The sequence below is a fragment of the Streptomyces sp. Da 82-17 genome (assembly GCF_046098215.1).
GTDB lineage: Bacteria > Actinomycetota > Actinomycetes > Streptomycetales > Streptomycetaceae > Streptomyces.
This window is the reverse complement of the sequence record NZ_JBJURH010000022.1, coordinates 139,778-158,960: the sequence shown is the minus strand read 5'-3', so window position 1 is coordinate 158,960 and position 19,183 is coordinate 139,778. Positions and strand designations below refer to the sequence as shown.

General features: G+C 73.2%; 16 protein-coding genes. 5 read left to right on the top strand and 11 right to left on the bottom strand.

Going from position 1 to position 19,183, the window contains the following annotated elements; all coding sequences use genetic code 11:
* The first annotated feature begins 412 nt into the window (after window positions 1-412).
* The gene (trpS, locus tag ACIDOF_RS30485) at window positions 413-1,408 is read left to right on the top strand and encodes a tryptophan--tRNA ligase (RefSeq protein ID WP_409009383.1); all 996 of its coding nucleotides are present in this window, start codon (window positions 413-415) and stop codon (window positions 1,406-1,408) included.
* Window positions 1,409-1,462: 54 nt separating this feature from the next.
* Here trpS and proC read toward each other — a convergent pair whose 3' ends face one another.
* The 4 genes from proC to ACIDOF_RS30465 all read right to left on the bottom strand — a co-directional run bounded on the left by proC (window position 1,463) and on the right by ACIDOF_RS30465 (window position 4,594).
* Window positions 1,463-2,272, bottom strand: a complete 810-nt coding sequence (proC, locus tag ACIDOF_RS30480; protein WP_409009382.1) for a pyrroline-5-carboxylate reductase — start codon at window positions 2,270-2,272, stop codon at window positions 1,463-1,465.
* An 86-nt stretch (window positions 2,273-2,358) separates the two neighbouring features.
* On the bottom strand, window positions 2,359-3,141 hold the full coding sequence (locus tag ACIDOF_RS30475; protein WP_409009381.1) for an ABC transporter permease: 783 nt from the start codon (window positions 3,139-3,141) through the stop codon (window positions 2,359-2,361).
* Window positions 3,138-3,962, bottom strand: a complete 825-nt coding sequence (locus ACIDOF_RS30470) for an ABC transporter ATP-binding protein (RefSeq protein ID WP_409009380.1) — start codon at window positions 3,960-3,962, stop codon at window positions 3,138-3,140. The genes ACIDOF_RS30475 and ACIDOF_RS30470 overlap by 4 nt, the downstream gene beginning before the upstream one ends.
* Window positions 3,963-4,081: 119 nt before the next feature.
* Window positions 4,082-4,594, bottom strand: coding sequence for an EamA/RhaT family transporter (locus ACIDOF_RS30465; protein WP_409009379.1), 513 nt, complete (start codon window positions 4,592-4,594; stop codon window positions 4,082-4,084).
* A 226-nt stretch (window positions 4,595-4,820) separates the two neighbouring features.
* Here ACIDOF_RS30465 and ACIDOF_RS30460 point away from each other — a divergent pair, with 226 nt between their 5' ends.
* Window positions 4,821-7,292, top strand: a complete 2,472-nt coding sequence (locus tag ACIDOF_RS30460; RefSeq protein ID WP_409009378.1) for a protein kinase domain-containing protein — start codon at window positions 4,821-4,823, stop codon at window positions 7,290-7,292.
* Window positions 7,293-7,375: 83 nt separating this feature from the next.
* Here the strand turns inward: ACIDOF_RS30460 and ACIDOF_RS30455 are convergent, their stop codons facing one another.
* The 5 genes from ACIDOF_RS30455 to ACIDOF_RS30435 form a co-directional block, all read right to left on the bottom strand.
* Entirely contained in the window at window positions 7,376-7,675 is a 300-nt protein-coding gene (locus ACIDOF_RS30455) for an SH3 domain-containing protein (protein WP_409009377.1), read from the bottom strand.
* 136 nt (window positions 7,676-7,811) lie between these two features.
* Window positions 7,812-9,665 carry a dihydroxy-acid dehydratase gene (ilvD, locus tag ACIDOF_RS30450; protein ID WP_409009376.1) on the bottom strand — a complete coding sequence of 618 codons (1,854 nt, stop codon included), beginning with the start codon at window positions 9,663-9,665 and terminating at the stop codon, window positions 7,812-7,814.
* A gap of 186 nt (window positions 9,666-9,851) precedes the next feature.
* Window positions 9,852-10,535 (bottom strand): TetR family transcriptional regulator, encoded by a 684-nt coding sequence (locus ACIDOF_RS30445; protein ID WP_409009375.1) that lies wholly within the window; start codon window positions 10,533-10,535, stop codon window positions 9,852-9,854.
* Window positions 10,532-11,374, bottom strand: a complete 843-nt coding sequence (locus ACIDOF_RS30440) for a sugar phosphate isomerase/epimerase family protein (RefSeq protein ID WP_409009374.1) — start codon at window positions 11,372-11,374, stop codon at window positions 10,532-10,534. The genes ACIDOF_RS30445 and ACIDOF_RS30440 overlap by 4 nt, the downstream gene beginning before the upstream one ends.
* A gap of 97 nt (window positions 11,375-11,471) precedes the next feature.
* The gene (locus ACIDOF_RS30435; protein WP_409009373.1) at window positions 11,472-12,440 is read right to left on the bottom strand and encodes a Ppx/GppA family phosphatase; all 969 of its coding nucleotides are present in this window, start codon (window positions 12,438-12,440) and stop codon (window positions 11,472-11,474) included.
* Window positions 12,441-12,511: 71 nt separating this feature from the next.
* Here ACIDOF_RS30435 and ACIDOF_RS30430 point away from each other — a divergent pair, with 71 nt between their 5' ends.
* On the top strand, window positions 12,512-13,390 hold the full coding sequence (locus tag ACIDOF_RS30430) for a hypothetical protein (protein WP_409009372.1): 879 nt from the start codon (window positions 12,512-12,514) through the stop codon (window positions 13,388-13,390).
* Between the two features lie 85 nt (window positions 13,391-13,475).
* On the opposite strand, the gene ACIDOF_RS30425 is transcribed toward ACIDOF_RS30430, so the two are convergent.
* Window positions 13,476-15,191, bottom strand: coding sequence for a BACON domain-containing protein (locus tag ACIDOF_RS30425; RefSeq protein ID WP_409009371.1), 1,716 nt, complete (start codon window positions 15,189-15,191; stop codon window positions 13,476-13,478).
* Window positions 15,192-15,448: 257 nt separating this feature from the next.
* Here ACIDOF_RS30425 and radA point away from each other — a divergent pair, with 257 nt between their 5' ends.
* Together radA and disA are read left to right on the top strand one after the other, a co-directional pair.
* Window positions 15,449-16,858 carry a DNA repair protein RadA gene (gene radA, locus ACIDOF_RS30420; RefSeq protein WP_409009370.1) on the top strand — a complete coding sequence of 470 codons (1,410 nt, stop codon included), beginning with the start codon at window positions 15,449-15,451 and terminating at the stop codon, window positions 16,856-16,858.
* 122 nt (window positions 16,859-16,980) lie between these two features.
* Window positions 16,981-18,105, top strand: coding sequence for a DNA integrity scanning diadenylate cyclase DisA (gene disA, locus ACIDOF_RS30415; protein WP_409009369.1), 1,125 nt, complete (start codon window positions 16,981-16,983; stop codon window positions 18,103-18,105).
* Window positions 18,106-18,260: 155 nt separating this feature from the next.
* Here the strand turns inward: disA and ACIDOF_RS30410 are convergent, their stop codons facing one another.
* The gene (locus ACIDOF_RS30410) at window positions 18,261-19,079 is read right to left on the bottom strand and encodes a hypothetical protein (protein WP_409009368.1); all 819 of its coding nucleotides are present in this window, start codon (window positions 19,077-19,079) and stop codon (window positions 18,261-18,263) included.
* Between the last annotated feature and the right edge of the window lie 104 nt (window positions 19,080-19,183).

The window sequence follows — 19,183 nt, the reverse complement described above, 5'->3', positions numbered from 1 at the left end:
AGTGAGACTTTAGCGGAATCCTCGTCCCGAACCTAATCGGGGCTGCGTCCTTTCGAACGCGGATTCCACATTCCGCAAAAGCGCACGAAAAGAAGACCGCGACGATGCGCGGTTCGATCCTTGGGTTCTTGCTGAATGGCTGTCCGGGGACCAACCGAAGTCGGCGCTCACGTCGGACAACTCGAAGGACTCTACGTAGGCCGTATGGCCCTGTCAACCTCGGGCCGCGGTCGCTATGGTGGCTCTGTGACTACGCACGCGTGCACCCAGCAGTGGTGGGCCGCCTGACGGCGGCCGTACTCACGTGTGCATCAACGGCCGCCGCCTCGGCGGCCGTTTGCGTATCCCCTTCCTGAGGACCGCGGCTCGGCCGGCGGACGGCGGCGGCCACGACTCAGGAGGACGAAGACAAGTGACGCGGATCTTCAGCGGCATCAAGCCGACCGGGCACCTGACGTTGGGCAACTACCTGGGCGCGCTGCGCCAGTGGGTCGAGGTGGACCAGCACCGCGCGGAGTCCCTGTTCTGTGTGGTGGACCTGCACGCGCTGACGATCGAGCACGATCCCGCGCGGGTGCGCCGGCTCAGTCGGCAGGCCGCGACGCTGATGCTCGCGGCGGGGCTCGACCCGGAGAAGTGCGCGGTGTTCGTGCAGAGCCATGTCGACGAGCATGCGCGGCTCTCGTATCTCCTGGAGTGCGTCGCCAACGACGGGGAGATGCGGCGGATGATCCAGTACAAGGAGAAGTCCGTCCTGGAGCGGGAGCGGGGCGGGAGTGTGCGGCTTTCGCTGCTCACGTATCCCGTGCTGATGGCGGCGGACATCCTGGCCTACGGGGCCGACGAGGTGCCCGTGGGTGAGGACCAGACGCAGCACGTCGAGCTCACCCGGGATCTGGCGGTGCGGTTCAACCAGCGGTACGGGCACACCTTCGTGGTGCCGCGGGCCACGCCGCCGAAGGTCGCCGCGCGGGTGATGGATCTGCAGGACCCGACGTCGAAGATGGGCAAGTCGCACGACTCGACCGCAGGGATCGTCTATCTGCTCGACGAGCCCGAAGTCGTACGCAAGAAGGTGCTGCGGGCCGTGACCGACAGTGGGCGGGAGGTCGTGTACGACCGGGAGGCCAAGCCCGGGGTGTCGAATCTGCTGGAGATTCTGGCGGCCTGTGAAGGGCGCGGGCCCGAGGAGTTGAGCGGGGCCTTCGATTCGTACGGGGAGTTGAAGAAGGCGGCCGCCGAGGCCGTGGTCGAAGTGCTGCGGCCGGTGCGGGAGCGGCATCGGGAGCTGTGCGCCGATCCGGCCGGGGTCGATGCCGTGCTGCGGGCCGGGGCCGAGCGGGCGCGGGCGATGGCGCGGCCGACGGTCGATGCCGCGTACCGGGCGATGGGGCTGATGCCTGCCTGAGGCGGCGGGCGCGGCGCCGTTCTACACGTACGTGGAACGGCGCCGCGGCTGTCCTCAGCCGTTGCCGGAGGCGAGCTCGCGGCTGCGGTCGCGGGCCGCTTCGAGAGCGGCGATCAGGGCCGCGCGTACGCCGTGGTTCTCCAGCTCGCGGATGGCGTTGATGGTGGTGCCCGCGGGGGACGTGACGTTCTCGCGGAGCTTGACCGGGTGTTCGCCGCTGTCGCGGAGCATCACGGCGGCGCCGATGGCGGCCTGGACGATGAGGTCGTGGGCCTTGTCGCGGGGCAGGCCGAGGAGGATGCCGGCGTCGGTCATGGCCTCGACGAGGAAGTAGAAGTACGCCGGGCCCGAGCCGGACAGGGCCGTGCAGGCGTCCTGCTGGGCCTCGGGGACGCGGAGGGTCTTGCCGACGGCGCCGAAGATGGCCTCGGCGTGGGCCAGGTCGTCCGCGCTGGCGTGGGAGCCGGCGGAGATGACGCTCATGCCCTCGTCGACGAGGACCGGGGTGTTCGGCATGACGCGGACGACCGGGGTGCTGCCGGGGAGGCGTTCCTCGATGAACGCCGTCGTGATGCCGGCCGCGGCGCTGATGACCAGGCGGTCCGCGGTGACGTGCGGGGCGAGTTCGTCGAGGAGTGCGCCCATGTCCTGCGGCTTGCAGGCGAGGATCAGGGTGTCGGCCCGCTTGGCGGCGTCGGCGTTGCTGACCGGGTCGACGCCGTAGCGGGTGCGGAGTTCCTCGGCGCGTTCGGCGCGGCGGGTGGTGACCAGCAGGTCGGCGGGGGCCCAGCCGGCCCGGATCATTCCGCTGAGCAGGGCCTCACCGATCTTGCCGGTGCCGAGGACTGCGACTTTCTGGGTCATGAGCGGGTGCCTTCCGGTGAGTCGTCCACCGTCATCCTCGCATCGCGGCCGCACGCCCGGCCCGGCTGTCCGATGGGCGGTACGGCTCAGGGGGTGCGGCGGCGGAGGGTGGCTGCGCCGAGGGCGAGGACCAGGAGGGCGCAGGCGGCGACGACGAGGACGTCACGGATGAAGTCGGCGGTGACGTCGGTGTGCGCGAGGACTTCGTTCATGCCGTCGACCGCGTACGACATGGGGAGGACGTTCGAGATCGCCTCCAGGACCGGGTGCATGGTGTCGCGCGGGGCGAAGAGGCCGCAGAGCAGGAGCTGCGGGAAGATCACCGCCGGCATGAACTGGACGGCCTGGAACTCGGAGTTCGCGAACGCGGAGACGAACAGTCCGAGTGCCGTGCCGAGCAGCGCGTCCAGGAGGGCGACCAGGAGCAGCAGCCAGGGCGAGCCGACGACGTCGAGGCCGAGCACCCACAGGGCGAGGCCGGTCGCGAGGGCGGACTGGACGACGGCGAGGAGGCCGAAGGCCAGGGCGTACCCGAGGATCAGGTCGGCCTTGCCGAGGGGCATGGCGAGGAGGCGTTCCAGGGTGCCGGAGGTGCGCTCGCGGAGGGTGGCGATGGACGTCACCAGGAACATCGTGATCAGCGGGAAGATGCCGAGCAGGGAGGCGCCGATGGTGTCGAACGTGCGCTGGCTGCCGTCGAAGACGTAGCGCAGCAGGAGCAGCATCACGCACGGCACGAACAGCATCAGTGCGATCGAGCGCGGGTCGTGGCGGAGTTGGCGCAGCACGCGCGCGGTGGTGGCGAACGTACGGGGCGCGGAGAAGGCGGTGACGCGGGCGGGGGCGGTTTGAGGGGCTCGGGTCGTCATCGCGCCTGCTCCTGTCGGTCGGGGGTCGTACGGTCCGTGCCCGCGCGGGCGTCGGGCCCGGCGCCGGACTCGGCGTGCGCCCGGGCGTCGGCCTCGTCGACCAGGCGGAGGAAGGCGGACTCGACGCTTCCGGTGGTGCCGCTCAGGGCGTCCGGGGTGTCGTCGGCGAGGATCGCGCCCTCGCGCATGAGGAGGAGGCGGTGGCAGCGCTCGGCCTCGTCCATGACGTGCGAGGAGACGAGGAGGGTGGTGCCGCGGTCGGCGATGGTGTGGAAGAGGTTCCACAGGTCGCGCCTGAGCACCGGGTCGAGGCCGACGGTGGGCTCGTCGAGCACGAGGAGTTCGGGGCTGCCGAGCAGGGCGACGGCCAGCGAGACGCGGCTGCGCTGCCCGCCGGAGAGGGTGCCGGCGAGGGCGTCGCGGTGCGAGGTGAGGTCGACGTCTTCGATGACGCGGGCGACGTCGGCGCGGCGGCGGGCGGCGGACGCGCGGCCCGGGTCGAGGACGGCGGCGAAGTAGTCCAGGTTCTGGCGGACCGTCAGGTCGTCGTAGACGGACGGGTCCTGCGTGACGTACCCGATGCGGGAGCGGAGGTCGGGGGCGCCGGCGGGGCGGCCGAGGGCCTGGAGCGTGCCGGTGACCTTGGCCTGGGTGCCGACGATCGCGCGCATCAGGGTCGTCTTGCCGCAGCCGGAGGGGCCGAGGAGGCCGGTGATCTGGCCGCGCGGCACGTCGAAGGCGAGGTCGCGCAGGACGGTGCGGCCGCCGCGTACGACGGAGAGGGCGGTGGCGTGGACTGCGGCGTGGCTTGCGGTGGGCACGGGGGCGTCACCTCCGGAACGACGGCTACGAGTACCGAGAGACGTAATTCATCACGTGATGAATAATCCTCCCGGCCGGGCCGGGGCGTCAAGGGAGGGGACCGGTCGGCCGCCGGCGGCTACGTGTGCTTCTTGGTGCGGTTGGCCGGGTTGCCCGCGCGGCGCGAGGTGCGGCGCGCGTACTGCTTGCGGGCCGTCTCGTACTCGGCGCGGCGGAGCTGTTCGCCGGGGGCCTCGGTGAAGGTGCGCAGGAAGTACGCGAGCAGGGCGCCGATGAAGCCGATGGCGAGCATCGAGCGGAGGGACTGCTGGGTCTGCGGGTCCGGGCGGCGGCTGTACCCGTCCCAGGTGCGGCGGAAGGCGAGCGCGCCGCAGATCGCGAAGACGGCCACGACCAGTACGTCGACGAAGGCGCCGACCTGCGCGATCTCCAGGCCCTGGTACGCGAAGCGGAGCAGCAGGCAGCCGCCGAACGCGAGGGAGAGCGAGCCGAGGGCGACGGCGGCGCGGCGCAGGCCGTACTTGCCCGAGTGGTCCACCCAGGTCGTGCCGAAGAAGCGGATGGGCTCGGGCTCGGGGCCGCCGGAGGACGCGGTGGCGGGGCGGGGCGCCGGTTCGGGTGTGTCGCTCACGGTGCCGATTATCGCCCGCGGCGGCGGTCGCTGCCGGTGCACGGCGGTGAGTCTGTCGTGGCCCGGCTGTCAGTCCGTCGTGGCTGCCCGTTGGTGGCGCGCGGCGGCGGTGGTATGCGGAGCACGCGCTACCGCCCCCGAGGGCGGCCGTTGTCGGCGCGGCGCGCTAGTTTGGTCGGGCGGCCGGGCGCGAACGGCCGGGGGCGACTGGGGGAGGTCGGCGGCAGTGCGGCTGCGGTCAGGGGATCCGGAGGCGATCGGCGGCTATCCGCTGGAGGCACGGCTCGGCGCGGGCGGCATGGGCACGGTCTATCTGGCGCGTACGGCGTCGGGGCGGCGGATCGCGATCAAGCTGATCCACCAGCAGTTCGCGGACGACGAGGAGTTCAGGACCCGGTTCCGGCAGGAGGTCTCGGCGGCCCGGCAGGTCAGCGGCGCGTTCACGGCGGCCGTGGTCGACGCCGACCCCGAGGGCGCGCACCCCTGGATGGCCACGGCGTACATCGAGGGCCCCACGCTCACCGAACGGATCGCGGCGGGCGGGCCGTTGGGCGGCGCCGAGCTGCGCACCCTCGCCGTCGGCCTGGCCGAGGCGCTGCGGGACATCCACCGGGTCGGCGTGGTCCACCGCGACCTCAAGCCGTCCAACGTGGTGCTCTCGGCGGAGGGCCCCAGGGTGATCGACTTCGGCATCTCACGCGCCGCCGACCACCAGACGCTGACGATGACGGGGCGGGTCATCGGCACGCCGCCGTTCATGTCGCCGGAGCAGCTGCAGTCGCCGCGGGACGTCGGCCCGGAGTCGGACGTGTTCTCGCTGGCGACGCTGCTCGTGTACGCGGCGACGGGGCAGGCGCCCTTCGACGCGGACAGCCCGTACCTGACGGCGTACCAAGTGGTGCACGAAGAGCCGGAGTTGGGTGCCGTGCCCACCGCGGTGCGGGCCCTGGTCGAGCCCTGCCTGGCGAAGGACCCGGCGCGGCGGCCGTCCACGGACGAGCTGCTCGGACAACTCCTGGCGCTGCCGGAGGACTTCGGCGAGAGCGGCGGTACGGGCACGGCTGCCGCGGGAACGGCCGCGGGACTTTCCGTGGACTCGGCGACGCGGGTGCTGGGCGGGGCTCGGGGGCTCGCGGCGGACGGGACGCGCGGGCTCGCGGAGGGCGGCGGGGGTCCGGGGCGGCTGCCGGACGAGGTGGAGCGGCGTACGGGTTCGCGGACGCTGACCGGCATCGGGCCCGGCCTGCGCAGGCGTTGGCGGTCCGTGCTCGCCGCCGCCGTCGCCGTGGCGGCCGTCGCGAGCGGCGTCGCCCTGCTCGGCCCGGACCGCGGCGCGGGCACGCAGAACGCGGCGCGGGGCGAGGACGGCGGTGCGGGGGCGCCCGGGAAGCCGCTGCCCGAGGGGTTCGAGCCGTGGCAGGTGGCCGTGCCCGGCGGCAAGAACATCCCGGACGAGCTGCGCTGCGTGACGCGCGGCGCGGATGTGTACTGCGGGGGCGGCGGGGTCGTCGCCACCCGGCTGCGGGCGGCCGACGGCAAGCGGCTGTGGGCGGTGCGGAGCCCGGGAGTGCCGGTCTCCGGGATGCACTTCGTGGGGGTTTCGGGGGCGTCCGACGCGAAGGGGGCCGCCGAGGGGGCCGACCCGAAGGGGGCCGACGGCGAGGGCGCCGACTCGACGGGCGCCGGCAGCGAGGGCACCGCCGCCGACAGCACCGCTTCCGCCAAGAGCAACAGCCGGAGCGGAAGCGGCAGTTCAGATCTCACCGTGATCGGCTACCGCGTCCCCGCCGGATCCGGCTCCGCCCAGGCCGTCGCGCTGACCGAGGGCGGCGAGGAGCGCTGGTCGGCGCCGCTCGGCGGGGAGTCGACGCTGCTGACGGGCCGTACGCAGAGCGCGGAGCTGTACCGCGGGGACGTGCTGAGCGTGGACCCGGCCGGCACCCGGATCGAGGCGCGCCGGGCGGGCGGGCACGGCGAGCTCCGCTGGTCCCGCGCCTTCCCGCCGGGCACGCAGTGCGCGCCGTACGCGCCGAACCCGCGCGCGGAGCGGCTCTACGCGCTCTGCGCCTCGACGGCCGAGGTGGAGTCCGTGCAGGTCACGCGGCCGACGCTGCGGCTGATCGACCCGGCGGACGGCCGGCTCGGCGAGCCCGTGCAGCTGCGCGGCCGGTGGCGTCCGGCCGGTGAGGCGGACGGCAGGCTGGTCCTCGTGGAGGAGCGGATGGAGGGCCTCGACTTCGCCGGGTACGGGGCGGTGGCGCTGTTCGACCCGCGCACCGGCAAGGTCACCGAGCATCCGCTGCGCGGACCGTCCGGTGACCCCGTCGAGGTGACCGAGGGCGCCGACCCGACGGTGGTCGCGGGCGCGCTGCACCTCGTGGAGCGAAGCGGACGGGCGCACTCCGTGGACCCGGCGACGGGTCGGGTGCGGTGGTCCCGGCAGACCGGCGTCGAGTGGGCCTCGGCGCCCGTCGCGGCGGACGGAGTGCTGTACTTCGGCTCGGCCAGCGGACGCGTCGCCGCCCTCGACGCGGAGGACGGCGAGCCGCTGTGGGCCACGCAGCCCCGCGTCGAGAGCCCGGGCAACGAGATGGGCGCGACGGCCCGGATCACCCCGGCCGGCCGCGCCGTGATCGTGAGCGCGGGCGGCAACACGCTCTTCGGCTTCGACACGAAGAGACCGCCGCAGGACGACTGACCGGAACCGGAGCGGGAGCGGGAGCGGAACCGGAGCGGGGCCGGAACCGACCCCGGGCCGGCAGACCCCGGCCGCCCGGAGCCTCAGCAGCGCGGCGCCACGTACCCGTCGCTGCCCGTCCGCACGTACGCGTCCGAGACGTACCGCCCGCTGCCTATCCGGTCCCAGATGGCCGTGGTCCCCATCGGGCCCGTGACCGTCTGGCCGGAGGCCTGGCACATCAGCGTGACGCGGGTACCCGCGCTGAGGGTGCCGACCTTGGCGTACGAAGTGCCGGGCCCCGAGCGGACGTTGACGTCGGCGACGACCGTGTACGTACGCGTGCTCGCCGCGGCGGTCTGCATCGCCGAGACCGAGTCTCTGATCGTGACCTGCTCACTCATGCTGCTCTCCCCCGTGTGAACCCGTGAACCCGTGAACCGTGTCCGCGGCACGCCTCTGCGCGTGCCGTCCCCCATGACGACGAACGGTGGGCCCCCGCCAGTTCCCTGGAGGGGGCCCACCGCAACAGGCAGAGATTCAGCCGAGCTTGCTGACGTCCCGCACCGCGCCCTTGTCGGCGCTGGTCGCCATCGCCGCGTACGCCCGCAGCGCGGCCGAGACCTTGCGCTCGCGGCCCTTCGGGGCGTACGTGCCGCCGAGCGCGGCCTCGCGACGGCTCAACTCGTCCTCGGCGACGAGGAGTTCGATCTGCCGGTTGGGGATGTCGATGCGGATGCGGTCGCCGTCCTCGACCAGGGCGATCGTGCCGCCGGAGGCCGCCTCGGGCGAGGCGTGACCGATGGACAGGCCCGAAGTGCCGCCGGAGAAGCGGCCGTCGGTGATCAGCGCGCAGGCCTTCCCGAGCCCGCGGCCCTTGAGGTACGAGGTCGGGTAGAGCATCTCCTGCATGCCCGGGCCGCCCTTCGGGCCCTCGTACCGGATGACGACGACGTCGCCCTCCTTGACCTGCTGCGTGAGGATCTTCTCGACGGCCTGCTCCTGCGACTCGCAGACCACGGCCGGGCCCTCGAACGTCCAGATCGACTCGTCGACGCCGGCGGTCTTCACGACGCAGCCGTCCACCGCCAGGTTGCCCTTGAGGACGGCGAGGCCGCCGTCCTTCGAGTAGGCGTGGGCGACGGAGCGGATGCAGCCGCCCTCGGCGTCCGTGTCCAGGGTGTCCCAGCGCTCGGACTGCGAGAAGGCCTCGGCGGAACGCTTGCAGCCGGGCGCCGCGTGCCACAGCTCCAGGGCCTCGGCGGAGGCGGTGCCGGAGCGGACGTCCCACTCGGCCAGCCAGCCGTCGAGGTCGGCGGAGTGCACCGAGTGCACGTCCTTGTTGAGCAGCCCGCCGCGGTTCAGCTCACCGAGCAGCGCGGGGATGCCGCCGGCGCGGTGCACGTCCTCCATGTAGTACGTGCGGCTGCCCGCGACGTTCGGCGCGACCTTGGACAGGCAGGGCACCCGGCGCGAGACGGCGTCGATCGCGTCGAGCCCGAACGGAACCTCGGCCTCCTGGGCGGCGGCGAGCAGGTGCAGGATCGTGTTGGTCGAACCGCCCATGGCGATGTCGAGCGCCATGGCGTTCTCGAACGCGTTGTACGTGGCGATGTTGCGCGGCAGGACGGACGCGTCGTCCTCGTCGTAGTACCGCTTGGTGAGCTCGACGACCGTGCGGCCGGCGCGCTCGTACAGCTCCTTGCGGGCCGTGTGCGTGGCGAGGACGGAGCCGTTGCCCGGCAGGGACAGGCCGATGGCCTCGGTCAGGCAGTTCATGGAGTTGGCCGTGAACATGCCGGAACAGGAGCCGCAGGTCGGGCAGGCGTTCTCCTCGATGCGGAGCATGTCCGCGTCGGAGACGTTCTCGTTGACGGCCTCCGACATGGCGTCGACCAGGTCGAGCGTGCGGACCGTGCCGTCGACGAGGGTGGCGCGGCCGGACTCCATCGGGCCGCCGGAGACGAAGACCGTCGGGATGTTCAGGCGCAGGGCGGCGTTGAGCATGCCCGGGGTGATCTTGTCGCAGTTGGAGATGCAGATCAGGGCGTCGGCGCAGTGCGCCTCCACCATGTACTCCACGCTGTCGGCGATCAGGTCGCGGGAGGGCAGCGAGTAGAGCATGCCGCCGTGGCCCATCGCGATGCCGTCGTCGACGGCGATCGTGTTGAACTCGCGCGGGATGCCGCCCGCCTCCTTGATCGCCTCGGAGACGATCCGGCCGACCGGCTGCAGATGCGTGTGGCCCGGCACGAACTCGGTGAAGGAGTTGGCCACGGCGATGACCGGCTTCCGGCCGATGTCCGCGCCGGGTACACCGGAGGCCCGCATAAGGGCGCGGGCGCCCGCCATGTTGCGGCCGTGGGTGACAGTGCGCGACCTCAGCTCGGGCATCGCCGCTCGCTTCCTTCTCCAGGCCCCGCGGCACATCGGCGGGACCTACTACGGGTCAGACTCATTCGAGAGTACGCCCAAGATCCAAGATCCGGACAGCCTGTCCGGATTGCGGGACGCCGCGCTCACGTACCGGGCAGGCTCGGGCTCACGTACCGGACAGCCCGCGCGGCCGTGCGTGCGCGCTCACTCCTGGGTCAGATAGCGCTGCAGCGTCGGCGCGACCTGGGCGATGATCTCCTCCTGGTCCACGGACGCCAGCGGCTCCACCTTGATCACGTACCGCACGAAGGCGATCCCGATCATGTGCGAGGCGGCGAGCTCGGCGCGGAACTTGGGGTCCGGCACGTCGAGGTCGCCCGCGACGCGCTCCAGGACCCGGCGCAGCACGAAGGAGCGCAGCGCCTTGGCGGCCGCCTCGTGCGTCACCGCGGAGCGGATCACGGCGAGCAGCGGGGCGCGCGTGGCCGGGTTCTCCCACACCGAGAAGAAGAACCGGGCGAGCCGCTCACCGACCTGCTCGGGCCCTTCGGCGAGCACGGCGGGGACGACCAGGGCGGGCTCGAAGCTGACCTCGATCGCGGCGGCGAAGACCTCGTCCTTGCTGCCGAAGTAGTGGTGCACGAGCGCCGCGTCGACCCCGGCGACCTTGGCGATGCCGCGTACGGAGGTCTTGTCGTAGCCGCGCGCCGCGAACTCGGAGCGGGCCGCCTGCAGGATCCGCTCGCGGGCCGCGGGCCCCTGCTCCCGCTCGGTGCGCGAGGGCCGGCCGCGGCGCCGCGGAGGCTCGGCGGGCCCGGAGGACCCGGAGGACCCGGAGGACCCGGAAGACCCGGCCGACCCGGAGGACCCGGCCGACCCGGCGGTCACGCGTGCTCCGACGACGCCTGCGGGGCCCGGTTCAGCGCGGACGCGAGGTGGAGCCGGGTGAACGCGAGGGCCTCGGCGAGGTCGGCCTCCCGCTCGGCGCTGGACATCGCGCGGCGGGTGTTGACCTCGATGACCACGTGCCCGTCGAAGCCGCCCAGGGCGAGCCGTTCGAGGAGCTCGGCGCAGGGCTGGGTGCCGCGCCCCGGCACGAGGTGCTCGTCCTTGCCGGAGCCGCGGCCGTCGGCGAGGTGGACGTGGGCGAGCCGGTCGCCCATGCGGTCCACCATCTCCAGGGCCTCGGCGCGGGCGGTCGCGGTGTGCGAGAGGTCGACGGTGAAGTGCCGGTAGTCGTCCTTGGTGACGTCCCACTCCGGGGCGTACGCGAGCATCTCGCGGTCGCGGTAGCGCCACGGGTACATGTTCTCCACCGCGAACCGCACGTCCGTCTCGTCGGCCATCCGCCACAGTCCGCTGACGAAGTCGCGCGCGTACTGCCGCTGCCAGCGGAACGGCGGGTGCACGACGACGGTGGACGCGCCCAGCTTCTCCGCGGCGGCCTGCGCGCGCTGCAGCTTGACCCACGGGTCGGTGGTCCAGACGCGCTGCGTGATCAGCAGGCAGGGCGCGTGCACGGCGAGGATCGGGATGCCGTGGTAGTCGGAGAGGCGGCGCAGGGCCTCGATGTCCTGGCTGACGGGGTCCGTCCAGACCATGACCTCGACGCCGTCGTACCCGAGGCGCGCGGCGATCTCGAAGGCCGTCGCCGTCGACTCCGGGTAGACGGAGGCCGTGGACAGGGCGACCTTCGCATCCGGGATGCGCACCACTGGTTCTGCCACGAAGGACAGGGTACGGGCCGCGGCGCCCCGCCCGGCAGGCGACCTCCGGCCGTGCCGCGCCGCCTTCCCGGCGCTCGCGCGGCCGGGCCAGGACGGGTCAGGCCGTGGTCGTGACCGCGCTCTCGTCCAGCTGGGGGCCCTCCGGGAGGTGGTCGAGGCGGCGCAGGATGACGCCCTCGCGCAGCGCCCAGGGGCAGATCTCCAGGGTCTCGACGCCGAACAGGTCCATCGCCCCCTCGGCGACGAGCGCGCCCGCGAGCAGCTGGGCGGCGCGGCCCTCGGAGACGCCGGGCAGTTCGCCGCGCTCCTCCGCGGTCATCGCGGCGAGCTGCGGAACCCAGTCCTCCAGGGACTTCCGCTTCAGCTCCCGCTGCACGTACAGCCCCTCGGCGGAGCGCGCGGCCCCGGCGAGCCTGGCCAGCTGCTTGAAGGTCTTCGACGTGGCGACCACGTGGTCCGGCTTCCCGAACCGGCTGAACTCGCCGACGGTACGGGCGATCTGGGCCCGCACATGGCGCCGCAGCGCCTTCACGTCCTGCGGGTCGGCGGGGTCGTCGGGCAGCCAGGCGGAGGTGAGCCGGCCGGCGCCGAGGGGCAGCGAGACGGCCGCGTCCGGGTCCTCGTCGATGCCGTACGCGATCTCCAGGGAGCCGCCGCCGATGTCGAGGACGAGGAGCTTGCCCGCGGACCAGCCGAACCAGCGGCGGGCCGCGAGGAACGTGAGCCGGGCCTCGTCCTCGCCGCTGAGCACCTGCAGCTCGACGCCGGTGGCCTCCTTGACGCGGCGCAGCACGTCGTCGGCGTTGCTCGCCTCGCGGACCGCGGAGGTCGCGAAGGAGAGCACTTCCTCGCAGCCCTTGTCCTCGGCGGCCTCCAGCGCGTCCCGCACCGTCGTGATCAGCCGGTCGACGCCCTCGGGGCCGATGGCGCCGGCGGGGTCGAGGAGTTGCGCGAGCCGCAGCTCCGCCTTGTGCGAGTGCGCGGGCAGGGGGCGCGCGCCGGGGTGGGCGTCGACCACCAGCAGATGCACCGTGTTCGAACCCACGTCGAGGACACCGAGTCTCATACGGAAAACGCTACTGCCCTCCGAAGGCCCGCCGGTCCCCTCCACCAGGTCCGCACGCATACCCTGGATTCGTGGCCAAGACGAAAAAGGCGAAGACCGACAAACCCGCCAAGGCGCCCAAGAAGAACGGGAAGAACGCCGAGGACGCCAACGCCAAGAACGCCAAGCACGGCAAGAACGGCAAGAAGGCCGCCGCCGCGGTGCCGGACGAGCAGGGCCTCGACTTCGCCCGCGCCTGGGTCGAGTTCCCCGATCCCGCCGACGACGAGCAGGTGTTCCGCTGCGACCTGACGTGGCTGACCTCGCGCTGGACGTGCATCTTCGGCAGCGGCTGCCAGGGCATCCAGGCGGGCCGCGCCGACGACGGCTGCTGCACGCTCGGGGCGCACTTCTCGGACGAGGACGACGAGAAGCGCGTGGCGAAGCATGTGGCCAAGCTCACCCCGGAGATCTGGCAGCACCACGACGTGGGCACGCAGACCGGCTGGATCCAGGAGGACGAGGACGGCGAGCGCCAGACCCGCCGCTTCGAGGGCTCCTGCATCTTCCAGAACCGCCCCGGCTTCTCCGGCGGCGCGGGCTGCTCGCTGCACATCCTGGCGCTCCGCGAGGGCCGCGAGCCCCTGGAGACCAAGCCGGACGTCTGCTGGCAGCTCCCGGTCCGCAGGACGTACGAGTGGATCGACCGGCCGGACGACACCCGGGTGCTGCAGATCTCCATCGGCGAGTACGACCGCCGCGGCTGGGGCCCGGGCGGCCACGACCTGCACTGGTGGTGCACGTCGGCGACGTCGGCGCACGGCGCGGGCGAGCCGGTGTACGTCTCGTACCGCCCGGAGCTGATCGAGCTGATGGGCAAGGAGGGGTACGAGCGCCTGGAGCAGCTCTGCGAGGAGCGGCTCGCTTCCCAGCTCCCGCTGGTGGCCCCGCACCCGGCGGACCCGTCCTGAGGTCTTGGGCGCGCAGCGTTGAGCGCGCGGCGGCCCCGGCAGGACTGCTGAACCGTCACTGCCGGGGCTGCTGAACCGTCTCTGCTCAGCCCGACTGGCTGGGCGATCCCGATCCCGTGCCCGTAGGACTCGTCGTCGGCTCGGTGGGCGACGGGTCGGTGGGGCTCGGGTCCGTCGGGCTCGGGTCCGTCGGCGTGGGTGACGGGTCGGTCGGGCTCGGGTCCGTCGGCGTGGGCGTCGGGTCGGTGGGGCCGGGGTCGGTCGGCGAGGGGTCCGTGGGCGTCGGCGAGGTCGGGCGGCCCGGGTCGCTGGGCGAGGGCGAACCCGCGCCGCGGCCGTCGATCACGACCACCGAGTTCCCGGGGCCGATCCGCACGCGCGCGTGCCACGTGCCCGCCGGCTCCCGGCTCTCGTCGACGTACACCCGGAGCGTCGTCGACTCCCCCGGTTCGAGCACTCCGGACGTCCGGCTCAGCCACAGCCAGGACGCGCCCTCGAACGCCGACCAGCGCACCGGGGCGCCGCCGGACGCGGTCAGCGTGATCAGCGTCGAGTCGCCGCCGCCGGGCTGCGCGTCCACGGTGAGGCGGCCGGGGCCCACGCCCGTGCGCGACGGGGCGGCGCCGGGGCTGATCACCTCGACCGACACGTCCGGCGTCGAACTCCCTTCCGTGAAGCGGGAGTCGGGCTCGCTGCGCGCGTTGCCCGCGTTCTCGTAGTGGTCCGCGCGGTCGCCGTCGGCGCCCGCGCCGCCCTCCTCGCTCGCGGTGACCGAGCGGCCGTCCATGCCCTCGCCGGTCAGCGGCGCGCCCCGGTACGCCGCCCACAGGGCGAGCACGGGCGCCGCGACGACCGTGGCCACCACCGTCGTCGTCACCGCGCGGGCGCGCATCCGGTCGCGGCGGGCGGCGTGGTCCTTCGGGTCCATCGGGAAGCCCCGCCGGTCGAACCGCGGAGCGTGCGCACGCGCGCGTGGCGCCTGCGCCATCGCCCCGTGCACGGCCGCGCGCGGCGCCGGGACGACGGGCAGCGCGGCGGGCGCGGCCGCGGTGCCCGGCCAGGCGGCGGCGCCGGCCCGCTCGGCGGTGCGCCGGCAGCGCGGGCAGTCGTCGACGTGCCGGACGAGCTCGCGGCGCAGCGCCGCGCCCAGGAACACCTGCTTGTCGCCGGTGAGCCGGACGATGCCCTGGCAGGCGCCGGTCTCGACGACGGCGAGCGCGGCCCGGGTGCGCTCCACCTCGCAGGCAGCGGCGGCGAGCAACTCCCGCGCGGCGTCCCCTTCCAGCCCGAGCACGGCGGCCACCTCGCCCGCCGACAGGCCGTGCCGCACCGCGAGTTCGAGCGCCTCCCGCTGCTCCGGGGTGGTGCCGGCGGCCTCCGGCCAGGCGAGCAGCGCGAGTTCGCGGCGCCGCTCGCCGTCCACCTCGTCGGAGACGGCCGCCTTCCCGGTGCCGCTCTGCGCGGCCCGGCCCGCCACGTGCGCGCCGCCCTGGCGTTTCCGTTTGGCCTCCGCCAGACGGCGCAGGCAGGACCAGCGCGCGAGCGCGTACAGCCAGGAGCGGAGGGCGGCCGGCTTCTCCGGCGCGCGTGACGACCGCCGCTCGGCGAGCGCGAGGACGTCGCCGAGCGCGGCGGTCGCGGCGTCGTGGTCGCACAGCACGGACAGGCAGTACGTGAACAGGCCGTCCAGATAGGGCTCGTAGCGGAACGAAGGTTCCTGCTGGACGGTCCTGGGCGCACGACGGTGCGCCCGGTGTGCGCCGGTGGTCTTGGTGGGATGCTCCGGGCTACTGGTCGTCACGCGTGCGACCGTAGGGGCCGCGGCCGGTAGCAGTCCGCCCGCTTCCGCACCTTTAATCCTTACGGGTGAACAGATCCCTCGAAAGGGGACAGGAACCCCTCATTCCGTCGCGCCGGTCGAGCAGGGGCGCAAAGGAGCACGCGCCGGTGCACACCCCACCCCCGCCACGACCGCGACGCCCCACCCCGGACAAGATCCACGGACCGGCCCCGGGCCCAGAACCCGCGTTGTCAGTGGCCCCCGCTACGGTTTCGCACATGGCTGCCCGTACGAAATCCACCAAGGACCGTCCGTCGTACCGCTGCACGGAGTGCGGCTGGCAGACGGCCAAGTGGCTCGGCCGCTGCCCCGAGTGCCAGGCCTGGGGCACCGTCGAGGAGTACGGCGCGCCCGCGGTCCGCACGACGGCCCCCGGCCGCGTCACCAACTCCGCCCTGCCCATCGGCCAGGTCGACGGCCGCCAGGCCACGGCCCGATCCACCGGTGTGGACGAGCTGGACCGTGTGCTCGGCGGCGGCCTCGTGCCCGGCGCCGTGGTGCTGCTCGCGGGGGAGCCCGGCGTCGGCAAGTCCACGCTGCTGCTCGACGTCGCGGCGAAGGCGGCGAGCGACGACCACCGCACGCTCTATGTGACGGGCGAGGAGTCCGCGAGCCAGGTCCGCCTCCGCGCCGACCGCATCAACGCCCTGAACGACCACCTGTACCTGGCGGCGGAGACCGATCTCGCCGCCGTCCTGGGCCACTTGGACGCGGTGAAGCCCTCGCTCCTGATCCTGGACTCGGTGCAGACCGTCGCCTCGCCGGAGATCGACGGCGCCCCCGGCGGCATGGCCCAGGTGCGCGAGGTCGCGGGCGCCCTGATCCGCGCCTCCAAGGAACGCGGCATGTCCACGCTCCTCGTCGGCCACGTCACGAAGGACGGCAACATCGCGGGCCCCCGCCTCCTGGAACACCTGGTGGACGTGGTCCTCTCCTTCGAGGGCGACCGGCACGCGCGCCTGCGCCTGGTCCGCGGCGTCAAGAACCGGTACGGGGCGACGGACGAGGTCGGCTGCTTCGAGCTGCACGACGAGGGCATCACCGGACTCGCCGACCCCAGCGGGCTGTTCCTCACCCGCCGCGCCGAGGCCGTGCCCGGCACCTGTCTGACCGTCACCCTCGAAGGCCGCCGCCCGCTGGTGGCCGAGGTCCAGGCACTGACGGTCGACTCCCAGATCCCCTCCCCGCGGCGGACGACGTCGGGCCTGGAGACCTCCCGCGTCTCGATGATGCTCGCCGTGCTCGAACAGCGCGGTCGTATCACCGCCCTGGGCAAACGCGACATCTACAGCGCGACGGTCGGCGGCGTGAAGCTCTCCGAGCCCGCCGCCGACCTGGCCGTGGCCCTCGCCCTGGCCAGCGCGGCGAGCGACACCCCGCTGCCGAAGAACCTGGTCGCGATCGGCGAGGTCGGCCTCGCGGGCGAGGTCAGAAGGGTCACCGGCGTCCAGCGCAGGCTCGCCGAGGCGCACCGCCTGGGCTTCACGCACGCGCTCGTACCGAGCGATCCGGGCAAGGTCCCGCCCGGTATGAAGGTCACCGAAGTCGCCGACATGGGGGACGCGCTGCGCGTCCTGCCGAGGTCCCGTCGCAGAGAGGCCCCACGGGAGGCGGAGAACCGCCGGTAGACTTTGCCCCGGTCTCGCCCATCCGTACGAACCAGGGGCCGTACGAGCAGGGGCTGTACGGCACCGCGCACCAGGCGTTGCGTACACACCGAGGGCAAGGAAACCGCGACCGGAGGAGTGCAGTGGCAGCCAATGACCGGGCGGCAGCTCCCGGCAAGTCGGGTGGGGGCACCGGCGCTGACGGGCTGATGCGCGCCTCGCTGAGCGCGGTCGCGCCCGGCACGGCGCTGCGCGACGGCCTGGAGCGCATCCTCCGCGGCAACACCGGCGGACTCATCGTGCTCGGCTCGGACAAGACCGTCGAGGCGATGTGCACCGGCGGCTTCGTGCTGGACGTGGAGTTCACCTCGACCCGGCTGCGCGAGCTGTGCAAGCTCGACGGCGGCATCGTGGTCTCGTCGGACCTCTCCAAGATCCTGCGGGCCGGTGTGCAGCTGGTGCCGGACCCGACGATCCCGACGGAGGAGACCGGCACCCGGCACCGCACGGCGGACCGCGTCAGCAAGCAGGTCGGCTTCCCGGTGGTCTCGGTCTCCCAGTCGATGCGCCTGATCGCGCTGTACGTCGACGGGCAGCGCCGCGTCCTGGAGGACTCCGCCGCGATCCTGTCCCGCGCCAACCAGGCCCTGGCCACCCTCGAGCGGTACAAGCTGCGCCTGGACGAGGTCGCGGGCACGCTCTCCGCGCTGGAGATCGAGGACCTGGTGACGGTCCGGGACGTGACGGCGGTCGCGCAGCGCCTGGAGATGGTCCGCCGCATCGCCACGGAGATCGCCGAGTACGTGGTGGAGCTCGGCACCGACGGCCGCCTCCTCGCCCTGCAGCTCGACGAGTTGATCGCGGGCGTCGAGCCGGAGCGCGAACTCGTCGTACGCGACTATGTGCCGGCGCCGACGGCGAAGCGTTCCCGCACGGTCGAGGAAGCGCTGCACGAACTGAACGAGCTGACCCACCCCGAGCTGCTCGAACTGCCCATAGTGGCAAGGGCGTTGGGGTACACGGGCTCGCCCGAGACGCTCGACTCGGCGGTCTCGCCGCGCGGCTTCCGGCTCCTCGCGAAGGTGCCGCGGCTGCCCGGCGCGATCATCGACCGCCTGGTGGAGCACTTCGGCGGCCTGCAGAAGCTGCTCGCCGCGAGCGTGGACGACCTGCAGACGGTCGACGGCGTCGGCGAGGCCCGAGCCCGCAGCGTCCGCGAGGGCCTCTCCCGCCTGGCGGAGTCCTCGATCCTGGAGCGGTACGTCTAGGCGGGCCGGGTCTTACGCCGACCGCGCACTGCCGCTGTCCGGGGCTCGGTCGCTTCCGGGGCTGCGCCCCGGGCCCCTGCCGGGCAGTCGTCGTTCGTCCGACCCACCGTCGTGGCTGAGGCTTGCGCAGTTCCCCGCGCCCCTGTCGGGCGCCCCTACGCCTCCTTCAGCACGAACGACGCCCGTACCGTCGGCATGCCCGGGGTCTTCGCCTCGACCAGGTACGTGCCGGGCTTGGCGGAGCCGGGGCGCGGGGTCGCGCACTCCTTCTCGCTCGGCTTGCGGTCCCACGTGACCGTGTGCGTGAACTTCCCGCCCTGCGCCACCTTCAGGAACACATGGCGAGGGCCCTTCGGGCAGTCGTCCGAGGCGAACAGGACGTCCCCGCCCTCCGCCTGAGAGATCGTCAGGACCGTGCCCTCGGGGCCGACGTCGAGCTTGCAGGGCGAGCCCGAGGTGTTCTCGGCGACCAGCTCGAACTTCGGCTTCTGGCCGGGCTCGTACTCGTTACGGACGCTGCGCATGGTCCACATCACCTGCGCCGGCGTGCAGTTGGCGAGCGCCGAGCCGGCCGGCACCTGCGAACCGGAGCCGTCCTGGACGCCGTTCTCGCCCACGTCGCCCGTGGCGCCGCCGGTGCCGCCGGCCGTTCCGCCCGTGCCGTCACCGGCTCCCGAACCGTCTCCCGAGCCCTCGCCCGCGCCCGATCCGGAACCGCCGCCGTCGCTCGACTCGTCGCGCCCGCCCGGCTGTTCACTGATCGCGGGGCCGGAACCGGAAGGTCCGGGAGTGATGGAGGGCGCGGGCGCCTTGCCGTCGGGCGTACCGGATCCGTCGCCGCCGCTGCCGCCACCGCCGGTCACGGCCCACACCACGAGGAGCGCGAGCACCGCGACCACGGACAGCAGAACTGCCCTCCGGCGCCAGTAGATGGAGGAGGGAAGCGGCCCGATCGGATTGCGCAGAGATCCCACGGCCCAAACCTTACGAGAGATCGGCCCCGACTCGGCCCCCACCCGCCGCCCCGGGCCCGGACTTTTACGGATCATCAGCCCGCAGACCGACCTTGCGGCGGACC

What these genes read in the sequence shown, in the direction of transcription:
- proC (WP_409009382.1), bottom strand. Translation starts at nt 2,272, where the DNA reads ATGACCCAGAAAGTCGCAGTCCTCGGCACCGGCAAGATCGGTGAGGCC.
- ACIDOF_RS30435 (WP_409009373.1), bottom strand. Translation starts at nt 12,440, where the DNA reads ATGAGACTCGGTGTCCTCGACGTGGGTTCGAACACGGTGCATCTGCTG.
- radA (WP_409009370.1), top strand. Translation starts at nt 15,449, where the DNA reads ATGGCTGCCCGTACGAAATCCACCAAGGACCGTCCGTCGTACCGCTGC.
- ilvD (WP_409009376.1), bottom strand. Translation starts at nt 9,665, where the DNA reads ATGCCCGAGCTGAGGTCGCGCACTGTCACCCACGGCCGCAACATGGCG.
- ACIDOF_RS30475 (WP_409009381.1), bottom strand. Translation starts at nt 3,141, where the DNA reads ATGACGACCCGAGCCCCTCAAACCGCCCCCGCCCGCGTCACCGCCTTC.
- ACIDOF_RS30455 (WP_409009377.1), bottom strand. Translation starts at nt 7,675, where the DNA reads ATGAGTGAGCAGGTCACGATCAGAGACTCGGTCTCGGCGATGCAGACC.